9 protein-coding genes are annotated in these 12,177 nt (G+C 72.5%); 8 read left to right on the top strand and 1 reads right to left on the bottom strand.

Annotated features, from left to right (window positions below; genetic code table 11):
• Window positions 1-13 precede the first annotated feature (13 nt).
• From GQ57_RS10060 to GQ57_RS10045, 4 genes are read left to right on the top strand one after another with little or no spacing between them, the layout of a single operon-like run.
• Window positions 14-352 (top strand): STAS domain-containing protein, encoded by a 339-nt coding sequence (locus GQ57_RS10060; RefSeq protein WP_031400785.1) that lies wholly within the window; start codon window positions 14-16, stop codon window positions 350-352.
• A 16-nt stretch (window positions 353-368) separates the two neighbouring features.
• Window positions 369-2,516, top strand: coding sequence for a GumC family protein (locus GQ57_RS10055; protein WP_034197772.1), 2,148 nt, complete (start codon window positions 369-371; stop codon window positions 2,514-2,516).
• A 51-nt stretch (window positions 2,517-2,567) separates the two neighbouring features.
• Window positions 2,568-3,293: a glycosyltransferase family 25 protein gene (locus GQ57_RS10050; RefSeq protein WP_031400787.1), complete on the top strand. Its 726-nt coding sequence runs from the start codon at window positions 2,568-2,570 to the stop codon at window positions 3,291-3,293.
• Complete coding sequence (locus tag GQ57_RS10045; RefSeq protein ID WP_034197771.1) at window positions 3,266-5,440, top strand: hypothetical protein; 2,175 nt, start codon at window positions 3,266-3,268, stop codon at window positions 5,438-5,440. Before GQ57_RS10050 ends, GQ57_RS10045 begins: the two co-directional genes overlap by 28 nt.
• An 89-nt stretch (window positions 5,441-5,529) precedes the next feature.
• On the opposite strand, the gene GQ57_RS43035 is transcribed toward GQ57_RS10045, so the two are convergent.
• Window positions 5,530-6,933, bottom strand: coding sequence for an O-antigen ligase family protein (locus GQ57_RS43035; RefSeq protein WP_052001214.1), 1,404 nt, complete (start codon window positions 6,931-6,933; stop codon window positions 5,530-5,532).
• Window positions 6,934-7,086: 153 nt separating this feature from the next.
• On the opposite strand from GQ57_RS43035, the gene GQ57_RS43030 reads away from it, so the two are divergent.
• From GQ57_RS43030 to GQ57_RS10020, 4 genes are all read left to right on the top strand, one after another.
• On the top strand, window positions 7,087-8,706 hold the full coding sequence (locus tag GQ57_RS43030; protein ID WP_034197770.1) for a lipopolysaccharide biosynthesis protein: 1,620 nt from the start codon (window positions 7,087-7,089) through the stop codon (window positions 8,704-8,706).
• Entirely contained in the window at window positions 8,699-9,715 is a 1,017-nt protein-coding gene (locus tag GQ57_RS10030; RefSeq protein WP_052001212.1) for a polysaccharide biosynthesis/export family protein, read from the top strand. The genes GQ57_RS43030 and GQ57_RS10030 overlap by 8 nt, the downstream gene beginning before the upstream one ends.
• Window positions 9,716-9,889: 174 nt before the next feature.
• The gene (locus GQ57_RS10025; RefSeq protein ID WP_052001210.1) at window positions 9,890-10,933 is read left to right on the top strand and encodes a glycosyltransferase family 4 protein; all 1,044 of its coding nucleotides are present in this window, start codon (window positions 9,890-9,892) and stop codon (window positions 10,931-10,933) included.
• A complete protein-coding gene (locus tag GQ57_RS10020) occupies window positions 10,930-11,970 on the top strand; it encodes a glycosyltransferase (protein WP_052001208.1) in 1,041 nt (346 codons plus the stop codon). The genes GQ57_RS10025 and GQ57_RS10020 overlap by 4 nt, the downstream gene beginning before the upstream one ends.
• Window positions 11,971-12,177: the final 207 nt, after the last annotated feature.

The raw sequence follows: 12,177 nt of genomic DNA, 5'->3' as shown, positions 1-12,177 counted from the left end.
CCAGGGAGGCTCCATGGAACTGATCGCAACCCACGACCCGTCCGGCACGCTGCTCGTCCGCCTGCACGAGGCGCACCTCGACGCGGGCAACGTCAAGGATTTCCGCGAGGCGATCGGCCCCTGGCTGGAGCGCCACGATCGCATCGTGTTCGACATGTCGACGCTGCGCTTCGTCGACAGCTCCGGGCTCGGCGCGCTGATCGCGTGCCAGCGCCAGGCGCATCGGCAGCGCGGCGATTTCAAGCTGTGCGCGATGTCGCGGCCGGTTCGCGCGCTGTTCGAGCTGATGCGCATGCATCGCGTGTTCAGCATCCACGAAACGCGTGAAGAAGCCGTGCGCGCGTTCGCCTGATCCCGTGGGTGCCATCATGTCCGACGTGCTTCCCGGCCCCGGCATCAAGCCGCTCGTCAGCCTGCGCGCGCATCCGCGCATCGCCGCGGGCATCGCGCTCGTTGTCGTGCTGCTCGGCATCCCGCTGGCGTGGGTCAAGGGGACGCCCCGCTATCACGCGGAATCGACCGTGCAGGTCGCGCCCCGCTTCATGAAAAACCTGAGCGAGGACCAGGAACTCGTCTTCGAATCGAATTCGCAGTACCGCCAGTTCGTTCAGCAGCAGGTGCAGACGGTGCGCCGCTACGACATCGTGCAGCGCGCGCTTGCCGCGCCGGCCGTGCGCAGGTTGTGGAGCCGCCCCGGCGAGCCGGACCGGCGCGCGATCGAACGGCTGCAGACCGCCCTCGTCGTCCAGCCGGTTCCGGACACCTACCTGATCCGCATCGCGCTCGACGGCGCGAAGCCCGCGGGCCTCGCCGACATCGTCAACGCGGTCACGCAGGCGTACCTCGACACCGCGCACGACGAACAGCTGTATGCGACGGACGAGCGCACGGCGGCGCTCAAGCGCCGCGAGGACGAACTCGTCGCGCAGATCGCCGCGCTGGCGGCAAGCCGCGACGCGATCGCCCGCGACCTGAACCTGACGAGCTTCGCGGACAACGTGACCAATCCGTTCGACAAGCTGATCGCCGACCAGCGTCATGCGCTCGAGGACGCGATGCAGCAACGCCTCGCCGCGGACGCCGCGCTCGAAGCGTTCCGCAAGCGCGGCGACACCGGAATCAGCGTGCGCTCGGTGCTGGAAAACGTGCTGAACGATCCGGGACTGAACAGCCTGAAATCGAACCTGTACAAGCGCGAAGGCGACCTGACGACGCAGATGTCCGGCCTGCGGCCCGACCACCCCGCGTACGCGGCCGCGCGGCAGGAGCTGGCGGAGATCGCGCAGACCGTCGATACGCAGGATGCGCACGTCGAGGCGCGGGTGCGGACAAACGTCGAGGCGCGTCTCGCGGGCACCGCCGACCAGGCGCACCAGGTGGAAAACGGCCTGGCGCGCGACCTCGCGTCGCTCGAGGCCCGCTCGGCCGATTACGCCCGCCTGTTCCAGCAGGCGCATACGTTGACCGGCGACCTCGAACGGGCCCGCAAGGAACTCGACCAGATCCGCGACCGCACCGACTTCCTGCGCATGGAGTCCGGCGCGCCCGGCTTCGTGCGCGGCGTCAGCAAGGCGTTGCCGGCCGTCGAGCCGTACGGCCCGGGCCGCCGGAAGATGCTGATGATGGTGCTCCTCGCGGCCGCCGCGCTGGGGTTCGTCGCCCCGCTCGCGGTCGACCTGGCCGATCGCCGGGTGCGCACGGTCAACGTCGCCCAGGTGCTGATGGGCATTCCGCCGGCAGGCTGGCAAATCGACCGCCGCGATCTGGCCAGCCGCCTGTTCGCCGTCGACCAGGATCGCCGCCTCGCGAGCGCCCTGCTCCGGTTCAAGGCGCGCAGCGGGCAAGCGGTATTCGGTTTTTCGGGCGTCAAGCCGTCCGCCGGGACGACGACCGTGCTGCTCGGGGCGGCCGATGCGCTGCGCCAGCTCGGCTTTCGCGTGCTGATGGTCGAGGCGAACGCGTTCCGGCCCGACGCCCGCTTCGGCGGCGGGCCGGCCAGCCTGGCCGACGTGCTGGCCGGACGGGCGCCGCGCGACGCCGCGGTGGCTGCCGACGGGGCCGTTCCGGCCCACGTCCGGTTCTGCAATCCGGCCGCGACGGCGGCCGACGGCACGTCGTCCGAGGGGCTCACGCGCCTCGATCGTCTGGCCGAATGCCTGGCGGCGTGGTCGGCCGAGTACGACTTCGTGCTGGTCGACATGCCGCCCCTGCTGGTATCGGCCGATACCGAGCTGCTGCTGTCGCGCATCGGGCACGTGCTGGTGGTGCTCGAAGCGGGGGCGACCACGCGCGGCGAGGTCGGGCGCGCGCGGCGCATGCTGCAGACGATCGACCCGAATGCGGTCGGCTTCGTACTGAACCGCGTGCGCCCGTTCGACGGCGGCGGTTACCTGCGGGAAAACCTCGTCGAGTTCCTGACGCGCCGCAAGCACGGCGACGTGATGACGGGCCGCGCGTGGCGGCTGTGGCTCGGCCGGATGCAGCTGCTGTTGCGCAGGAAACTTCAGGCCCGCTGATGCGCGCGGCGCACCCCATTTTCCACGGGCGTTCCACGGGACGCGGACGACATGAACCTGCTGGCGAACTTCGACCGAATCTACGTCATCAACCTGCGCGCGCGCACCGATCGCCGCCGGCAGATCCTCCGCGAGCTCGAGCGGGTCGGGATGGCGCGCGACGACGCGCGCGTGCGCTTCTTCGAGGCCGTCGGCCCGGACGACCCGGGCGGCTTCCCGAGCATCGGCGCGCGGGGCTGCTACCTGAGCCACCTGGGCGTGTTGCGCGAGGCGCGCGACGCGGGGCTGCACAACGTGCTCGTGCTCGAGGACGACGCCGTGTTCGAGCCGGCGCTGGCGCGGTGCGGCGCCGCGATGGCCGATACGCTGCGGCACCGCGCGTGGGATTTCGCCTATGTCGGCCACGTCGAGCCGGGCGACGCCGATACGCCGGGCTGGCACCGCACCGACCGGCCGCTCGTCTGCGCGCATTGCTATGCGGTCAACGGGCCGGCGCTCGAACCGCTCGTGGCCTTCCTCGAAGCCTGTCTGGCGCGCGCGCCCGGCGATCCGCTCGGCGGGCCCATGCACGTGGACGGCGCGCTGTCGATGTTCCGCGCGACCCGCCACCCGGGCCGCACCCTGCTCGCGGTGCCGTCGCTCGCGCGGCAGCGCAGCTCGCGCAGCGACATCGCGACCGGCCGCTGGTTCGACCGGGCCGGGCCGCTGCGCACGCTGGCCGCGTACGCGCGCAGCCTCAAGGAGTGGCTGTGGCACGGCCGGCGCGCCTCGTTCTGAGGCGGTTCTTCGGCGGCCCGGCCGCCGGTGTCGCGGTCGCGGCGCTCGTCGTCTCGTCGGCCGCGGCGCCGCCGTCCGTCCAGGCGGACGCGTGGCTGGCCGCGGGGGCGACGGTGGATACCGCGGTGCCGCGCTACGGCGTCAACCTCGGCAGCTGGACCACCTGGGGCGCCGAGCAACTGAGCGCGCACCTCGTCAAGAATCCCGGGCTGCAGCCCGGCATCGACCGCGGCCTTCTGGTCGTCGGCGACGCGGACGGCGACGGCATCGTCGACGATGCGCCGTGGGCGGCCCGGCCGCCGGGCGCGTGGAACGGCGCGCACTTCGCGGTGCTGACGGGGTCGAGCCGGGGTGCGTCGGGGACCGTGACCGATCCGCTTCCCGACGGCGGCGGGCGGCGCCCGCTGCGCCTCGAGCCCCGGCCGCCCGGGCTGGCGCGTGGCGACGTGATCGCACTCACGCGCGACGCCGCCGGCCCGATTCCGCTCTGGTGGTCGGCCGGGAGCGTGCGCGCGGTTGCCGACGACGGGCCGGAACACGGCCCGGCCGCCGTGCTCGACGGCACGCGCGGCGTCGCCGCGCTGCGCCAGTATTTCGACATGCTCGGGCCGCGCGCCGGCAAGCTGCTGCCGCTCGACGGCCGCTGGCGGATGCGCTTCCGGATTCGCGCGCTGCACGGCACGCCGACGCTGCACGCGCGCTTCGGTCGCGACCGCGCGCCGCCGCTGGTCGACCGCACCGTCGCTCCCGGCCAGGCGTGGCAATTCGTTCAGGTGGATTTTGACGGGCGCGACGCGGGGCCGGCGGGCCCCGTGACGCTGTCGCTCGAAGCCGCCGGCGGCGCGCTCGAACTGGCCCAGGTCGACGTCGAGGCGCGCGACCCCGGGGCGGGCGGCTTTCGCCGCGCGGTCGTCGATACGCTGAAGGCGCTTCACCCCGGCTATCTGCGCGACTGGCAAGGGCAGCTCGGCGACACGGCGGCGAACCGTTTCGCCGCGCCGTTCGACCGGCGACCGACGCGATACCGGCCCGGCGACGCGGAATGGCAGTACGGATACGGCGCGGCCGAGCTGTTCGCACTGGGCGCCGCAGTGGGCGCGCGGCCGTGGCTGGTATTGCCCACCACGCTCGACGATGCCGAGGCCGTCGAATTCGGGCGGCAGCTCGGCCGGCTCGCGCACCGGTATGCCGTCGACGAGACGGTCGTCGAATTCGGCAACGAGAACTGGAACGCGATGTTCCGGCCGGCCGGCATCATGAATCCGGACCGCCTCGCCGAGCGCGCCGACCGCGTGTTCGCGCTGATGCGCGACGCGGCGTGGCCGGCCCGGCTGCATCGGGTCGTGGGCGCGCAATATGCGAACCCGCGGGCGGTCGAGCGGCTCGGGACACGCTTGCACGACGCCGACGGCGTGGCCGTGGCGCCGTACTTCCTCCATCGGATGTCGGCGGCGGAGCAACCCGACGCCGTGCTCGACCGCCTGTTCGACGGCGACGACGACGCGCTTGCGGAGCTCGCCGCGCGCTTGCGGCGGTCCGGCCGGCAGATGGACGTCTACGAGGTCAATTTCCACACGACGCTCGGCGACGCGCCCGCCGCGGCGCGCGCCGCGCTGCTCGAGCGCGGCGCCGCCGGCACGGCGCTCGCGGCCCGCCTCGTCGCGGCGACGCTGGCCGGCAGCCGCCGGCAGGCCGTCTACAGCCTCGCGGGTTTCGACACGCGGCTCGCGCAGCCGGGCGCCGACGGGCTGATTCCGCTGTGGGGCATCACGCGCGATCTGGCGGGCGCCGCGCACTGGCGGCCGACCGGCGCCGCACTCGCGATGCTCAACGATGTCGCGGGCGGCGCCGTGCGCGCAACGACGTGCGCGGGCCCCGGCTGCCACGCGATTCTGGCGGCATGGTTCGACGATGCGCGGGCCGCGATCGTGTCGCGCGGCGCGCAGCCGCTGCGCGTGGCGTTGCCGTGTCACGGCAGCGCCACGCTCGCGATCCGCGTGCTGGACGATACCGCACCGCCGCCGGTCGTGGCCCGCGAGGCCGCGCTGGCGTGCCACGCCGGCAGCGCGATCGCGATGCTGCCGCCCTGGAGCCTCCTGACGGCCCGGCCGGGCGACAGCGTTCCGGCCGTTCCCGCCGATCGTTGAACGCGCCGCCGGCCCGGCGCCGGCGCTGCGATGGAATGCCTTCCGACCGTGGGCAGCGCTTGCCCGCCCGCTACCCGTGCCGACCCGCCCTAGGCGATGACGTCCCTGAACGGCATCGCGCGCGGCGGGGTCGGCCCGGCGGCCGGCTGAGACGGCCGGACGGCGACGGTGTCCGGCGCCTGCAGATAGCCTTCCGCCCAGCCGACGATGAAGAAGAACAGCGGCATCGCGGCCTCGCCGAGATAGACCGTGCCGAGCGAGATGGCCACCGCGATCAGGATGCCGAGGAACGTGAACGCCAGGGAATTCGGCGGCACCCGCGCGCCGGCGCCGGCGCCGTGCGCCGCGCGGCTCACGTCGGCCAGGCCGAAGCGCAGCAGGCGGGCTGACATCCACACGATCACGAACGCCAGCAGCCCGGTTCCGACGAGACCGTGCATCAGCGACAGCAGCAGGTAGTAGTTGTCGATCGACGGCATGCCGGGCACTTTCGGCCACGTGTTGCGCCCCCAGCCGAGCGCGGCGTGGTCCATCGCGATCGACAGGTAGCGGTCGAACAGCTCCTTGCGGTACATCGCCGATTCCTGCGACAGGGTCATCGCCTGCCCCGGCTTGACGTCGAGATAGGCGTTCAGCCCGATCCAGACGGCCGCGCCGCCCGCGACGAGCAGCATGCCGACCCATGCGAGCACCTGTTTCGGCTGCTTCGCGCGCCCGATCGCGGCGAGCAGCGCACCCGCCGCCGCGCCGAGCCAGGGGCCGCGCGCCAGCGTCATCAGCACGCCCGCCGCGAGGATCAGCGTGATCAGGCGCGCCTTGCCGATCCGCAGGCCCGGCCAGCGCCTGAACCGCGGCTCCCAGTGCCCGCCCAGCTCGAGCCAGCGCTGGAGCCGGAAGCCGATCACCAGGCCGACGCCGGCGAGGATCGCATGGCTGAACGGTCCCGCCGTGCGCGCGACGCCGTAGCGGAACGTCGTGACCCAGCCGAGCCCCTGCCCGGGAAAGAACAGGCCGGGAATCGCATGAAACAGGTTCACGCCGAAACGGAATTCCCAGACGTTCACGATCGTGACGCAAGCCAGCAGGCCGACGATGCGGCGCGCGACGGCGACGTGCAGGCGCTCGCCCGGAATCACCCGGCGGGCGACGAAGTAAGGCAGCGCGGCCGACGTCAGCATGACGAACGTGAGGTTCTGGGCCTCCTTGTAGCCGGCGTTCTGGTATTCGGAGCAGGCGACGGCGGCCACGAGCGCCGCGATCGCCAGGTCGGCCACGCTCGGTCGCCAGTTGCGCAGCGACCGGGGCAGCGCGACGCAGGCGATCGCGACGATCGCGAGCTGGTTGAAATTCGGCGTCGTCGACACGGTCGCGTGGAACGTGCTCGGGATCAGCAGCAGCACCGGCAGATAGACGCCGACGAGCGCCGCCCCCGGCGTGCGGCGCACGGCCACGACGAATGCGGCAATCAGGGCGGTAAAGACGATCAGGGTCATGGAACGGCGCACGGCAGGATCGGCGACACGGGCACCAGTATCGCCAAATCGTCGCGCGCCGGCGCATCGTCGCGCCGAGAATTCACAATGCGGCCACAGTCTCGCGCCGGGCCGGCGGTTCAATACGCACATCGAACCGCGAGATCCCACGTCATGAGCGCCTCCCACTCCAGCCCCGCCGACGCCCGCGACCCGGCGCTGACCCACGACATGCTGTTCGTCGTGTTCGGCAAGCTGCTCTACCTCGCCGTGCGGCTCGCGATTCCGCCGCTCGTGCTCGCGCACGTCGGACTCGCGGAGTACGGCTTGTGGACGACCTGCTTCATCCTGGTCAGCTACATCGGCATGTCGGCGTCGGGCTTCGCCGTCGTCTACGTCCGCTTCGTCGCCCAGTATCACGCGCAGGGCGACGTACCGGCGATCTCGCGCCTGCTGTCGACCGGCATCCTCACGATGGGCGCGGCCGCGGCCGTGCTGCTCGGCGCGCTGTGGCTCGGCATGCCGCATCTGCTGGCGCTCTTCAAGGTCGCGCCGGACGCACGGCCGACGGCGGCGTGGCTGTGGCTCGGCGCATGCGCGGTCTTCCTGCTCGACGCGAGCGTCGGCGCGTTCAGCTACGTCCTGCACGGCCTGCAGCGCATTCGCCGCGAACAGCAGATCTGGATCGCGGCCTATGTGCTCGAGACCGTGTGCATCGCGCTGTTCCTGCGGGCCGGCATGGGCGTCTACGGCCTGCTGGCCGCGTTCGGCGTGCGCTATGTCTTTTCGATCGCGGCCGCGGCGATCGTCGTGCGAATCGAGCTGCCCGGCCTGCGGATCGGACCGCGTGCGTTCGATCGCCGTTGCCTGCGCATCTTTTTCGGGTTCGGCACGGGCGTGCAGATCGGCGGGCTGATCAGCACGTTCCTGCAGTCGGCCGACCGCGTGATCGCGGGGCTGGCGATGGGGCCCGCGGCGGCGGCGATCATGGATCTCGCGGGCAAGCTGCCGGCGACCGGCGCGTCGCTCGCGTCGTCCGTCAGCATGGTGGCGTTGCCGGCCGCCGCGCGGCAGGGCGCGCTCGGCGCGGACCGGTCGCTGCTCGGCGTGTACGAGCGCTCCGTCCGGATGACCGCATGGCTGTCGGCCCTGGTGCTGCCGCCGCTGGCGTGCCTGTCGCCGCTCGTCGTCGCCGCGTGGCTCGGGCCGCGCGCCGATGCGCCGGCGCTGGCCGCGATCCTCACCTGCGTCGCGCTGTACACGCACCTGCACGTGCTGACCGGCCCCGCGTCGTCGGTGTATCGCGGCCTGGGCAAGCTGTCCAACGAGTATGTCTATCACGCGCTGCGGCTGACCGGCCTCGCGCTCGGGCCGGTGGCGCTGGCGCTCACCGTGCCGGTCTCGCCGGTGCTGCTCGCCCGCGCGCTGGCGGTATCCGGCATGTCCGCGGCCGCGATCTACCTGTTCGTCAGCCACCGGCGGCTCACCGGCGAAGTCCGCGGCATGATCCGCCTGTATGCGTTGCCGTACGCCCTGCCCTACGTTGCGGCCGGCGGCATCGCGGCACTCGCGCGGCTCTGGCCGCTGGCGGCGCAGCCGGGCCGGTTCGCCGCGCTCGCGCACCTCGTGCCGGCCGGGCTGCTCTACCTGCCGGCCGCCTGCGCGATCGCGTGGCGCTGGATCCTCTGTCCCGCGCAACGCGCGGCCTGCACGGCCCGCCTGCGTCCGTTGCTCGCCCGCATGGGCGGCCGGTGGCGCCCGACCCGCCCGCTTTCGGAGACCGCTCATGACTGAATCGCATACCCGTCGCGTTGCCGCATGGTTCCTGGCCGCCGCCGCGTCCGTCGCGCTGGTCGCGTGCCAGTCCGTGATGCCGACCGTGCCCACCGCCGGCGCCGACGCCGTCTTCAAGCCCGCCAGCAAGGCCGACCATATCGAGTTCCCGAGCGACGACGAGCTGGCGCGCCTCGACGCGCCGGCCGATGCCGTGCAGCGCATCGGCGAAGGCGACGTCCTCAGCGTGAACGTATGGGGTCGCGCTGAGCTGACGGCGCGCTACACGGTCGGCCCCGACGGCCGCGTCACGCTGCCGCTCGCCGGCAGCCTGAAGGTCGCCGACGACACGCGCGAAGGCGCCGCGGCGCGGATTCGCGACGCGCTGCTGAAGTACTACAGCGCGCCGTCGGTGACCGTGGGCATCGAACAATACACGTCGAACCGGATCACGGTGCTCGGCCGCGTCCAGAACCCGGGGACGCTGCAGTTCGAGCACGCGCCGACCGTGCTGGAAGCGCTGGCGCGCGCCGGCGCGCTGCCGGTCATCGACAAGCAGGCGACGCTCACGCGCTGCGCGATCTTCCGCGGCCGCGAGCGACTGATCTGGATCGACCTGAAGCGCCTGCTGACCCAGGGCGACATGGCGCAGAACCTCCGGCTGCATCCGGGCGACCTCGTCTACATCCCGGATTCGTTCGACACGCTCGTCTACGTGATGGGCGAAGTGGGCAAGCCGGGCGCGTACCGGCTCACGCCGAACATGTCGCTGCTCGACGCGCTCGCGCAGGCGGGCGGCCCCGGCGAGGACGCGGCGCCCGACGAGATCGGCATCTACCGGCCCGGCACGCATGCGGTGCAACGCGTGCCGCTGCGCAGCCTGCTCACGGCGGACCACAGCGTCAACTTCGCGCTCGAGGAAGGCGACGTGATCTACGTGCCCAAGAGCGGGATCGCCGATTTCGGCTACGTGATGCGGCAGCTCGCATCCGGCTTGACGATGATCACGGTCGGCGCGCTGCTCAAGTAGGCGCGTCGCGCCGGATTCGACGAGCGCCTGCGCGCCGGCATGTCCGTCGCGCAGGCGCTCGCCCGCATGGATGCGGCCGGGCCGCATCGCGGCGGACGGTTTTACAGTCGCGTCACGATCTGCCGTGCACGCTGCAGTCAAATGGGTCTCACGTTCCAGCAAAGGAGACCCGTCATGGCAACGCCGCTTGTCTACATCCTGCACAGCGGGCAGCTGTTCGGCACCGAGCGCATGGCCGTGCGCACGCTGGCCGCGCTCGAGGGCTGCTTCGACCGGACGATCGTGGCGCCGGCCGGGCCGGTGCACGATCATGCGCGGGCGCACGGGCTGCGCACCGTCCGCGCCGGAACGCCGGCCGAACTCGCGCGGTTCCTGTGGCGCACCGGCCGGACGCACCGGGCGTGCGTGGTGGCGGCCACCGGCCTGTCGCATACGCTCGTCGCCATCGCGATGCAATGGCTGAGCGGCTGCCCGACGACCCATGTCCATGTCGTCCACGGCGGCACCGACGAGCGCCTGAGCTACGGCCGCAAGCGCCTGCTGCTGCCGTTCGACGTCCGGTTCGTCGCCGTGTCCGGGTTCGTGCGCGAGCGTCTCGCCGCGCACGGCGTCCCGCCCGGCCGCGTGACCGTGATCGAGAATTTCATCGACGCGCAGCCGGATGGCGGCCGCCCGGCCTTCGCGCAGGCCGGGGTGCGGCGCGTCGTCGTGCTGAGCCGGCTCGACCGCATCAAGCGCGTCGGGCTGCTCGTGAACGCCGTGCGCCGGACGCCCGCGCTCGCCGACATGCACTTCGACATCTACGGCAGTGGCGAAGAGCACACGCTGCTGCGCGAATCGGTGGCCGACCTGCCGAACGTCCGTTTCCACGGCTTCGCGCCCGATGCGAGCGCACGTCTGCGCGAAGCCGACCTGCTCGTGCATACCTGCGCGGAAGAGCCGTTCGGCCTCGCGATACTCGAGGCGTTCGCGGCCGGCGTGCCGGTGCTGGTGCCCAACGCGGGCGGCGCCGGCGCACTCGTGCAGGACTGCGAAACAGGTTTTCACTTCGCCGCGAACGATGCGGCGGCGCTGGCCCGCGCGCTGCAGCGCCTGCATGACGCGCCCGCCGCCCTGCTCAACGGCGTCGCGGACGCCGCGCGCGCCACGCTCGCCGGGCGCTTCGCCCCGGCGCGCCAGACGCGGCGCTACCTGTCCCTGCTGGGAGCCTGGGCATGAACCGCGCCCCGACCTCATACGACGTATCGGTCGTCGTGATCGGCCGCAACGAGGGCGAGCGTCTGCGCCGCTGCCTCGACAGCGTGCATGCGGCGGACTGGCGCCACGTGTCGTACGAACTGATCTACGTCGATTCCGCATCGACCGACGACAGCGACGCACTCGCACGGCGCGCCGGCGCGCGCGTCCTGCAGGCAGGCGGCGCGCATCGCAACGCGGCGGCCGGACGCAACGCCGGCTGGCGAGCGGCGGTCGCGGATACCGTGCTGTTTCTCGACGGCGATACGGTGCTCGACCCGGCGTTTCCGCTTCACGCGCTGGCGCAGCTGGATTCGGGCCCGTATGCCGCGGTCTGGGGGCACCGCCGGGAAATCGCGCCCCGGCAGTCGCTCTACACGGCCGTGCTCGATCTCGACTGGATCTACGCGCCGGGCGAAACGGACTACTGCGGCGGCGACGTGCTGTTCCGGCGCGCGGCGCTGGCGGAAACCGGCGGGTTCGACGAGACGTTCGACGCGGGCGAGGAGCCGGAACTGTGCCGCCGCGTCCGCGCCGGCGGGTGGCGCATCCTGCATGTCGATGCGCCGATGACGCGGCACGATCTCGCGATCACGCGATTCGGCCAGTACTGGCAGCGGGCGCTGCGCGCGGGGCTGGCCTATGCGCAGGTGTCGGCGCGCTATGCGGGCAGCAGCGACCCGCTGTGGCGTCGCGAGGCCCGGCGCAACCGCGTGCATGGCGCACTCGTGCTGGCCGCGCCCTTCGCGTGGGCCGCCGTGCTGGCCGTCGCGCCGCCCGCCGCGCTCGTGCTGGCCGCGCTGGGCGCCGCGATCTGGCTGCGCTCGGCGTCGCGCGCGTACTGGAAGGCGCGCGACTGGAAGCTCGCGCTGCTGTACGCGCTGCACGCCCATTTCCAGCAGGTTCCGATTCTCGTCGGCCAGTGGCGCTACCGGCGCGCCGCGCGGGCCGGTCGGTCGGCCGCCGCTCCGCAGTACAAGGGCGCCGATGCCGGACACGTCAACCGGGAGGCATCGTGAACCTCAAATTGCTGGCCGCGCGGCTGCTCGCGCCGATCGCCACCTTCATCGCCGGCCCGGGCGGGCGGCTGCGCCGCCTGTGGTCGTTCGCCCGGCTGCATGCGGCGCTGCCCGGCGGGATCGACGCATCGGTCGTCGTCGAAGGCTGCCCCGAGCTGCACGGCACCCGCAGCATCGCGCTCGGCCGCTCGCTCTACCTGTACCCGG

This window comes from Burkholderia sp. MSh2, from assembly GCF_000731655.1.
Taxonomy (GTDB): domain Bacteria; phylum Pseudomonadota; class Gammaproteobacteria; order Burkholderiales; family Burkholderiaceae; genus Burkholderia; species Burkholderia paludis.
This window is presented reverse-complemented; position numbering and strand designations above follow the sequence as displayed.

Bases quoted from the DNA above. Each gene is read 5' to 3' on its own strand.
- GQ57_RS10060 (WP_031400785.1), top strand. From the start codon at position 14: ATGGAACTGATCGCAACCCACGACCCGTCCGGCACGCTGCTCGTCCGC.
- GQ57_RS10055 (WP_034197772.1), top strand. From the start codon at position 369: ATGTCCGACGTGCTTCCCGGCCCCGGCATCAAGCCGCTCGTCAGCCTG.
- GQ57_RS10050 (WP_031400787.1), top strand. From the start codon at position 2,568: ATGAACCTGCTGGCGAACTTCGACCGAATCTACGTCATCAACCTGCGC.
- GQ57_RS43035 (WP_052001214.1), bottom strand. From the start codon at position 6,933: ATGACCCTGATCGTCTTTACCGCCCTGATTGCCGCATTCGTCGTGGCC.
- GQ57_RS43030 (WP_034197770.1), top strand. From the start codon at position 7,087: ATGAGCGCCTCCCACTCCAGCCCCGCCGACGCCCGCGACCCGGCGCTG.
- GQ57_RS10030 (WP_052001212.1), top strand. From the start codon at position 8,699: ATGACTGAATCGCATACCCGTCGCGTTGCCGCATGGTTCCTGGCCGCC.
- GQ57_RS10025 (WP_052001210.1), top strand. From the start codon at position 9,890: ATGGCAACGCCGCTTGTCTACATCCTGCACAGCGGGCAGCTGTTCGGC.
- GQ57_RS10020 (WP_052001208.1), top strand. From the start codon at position 10,930: ATGAACCGCGCCCCGACCTCATACGACGTATCGGTCGTCGTGATCGGC.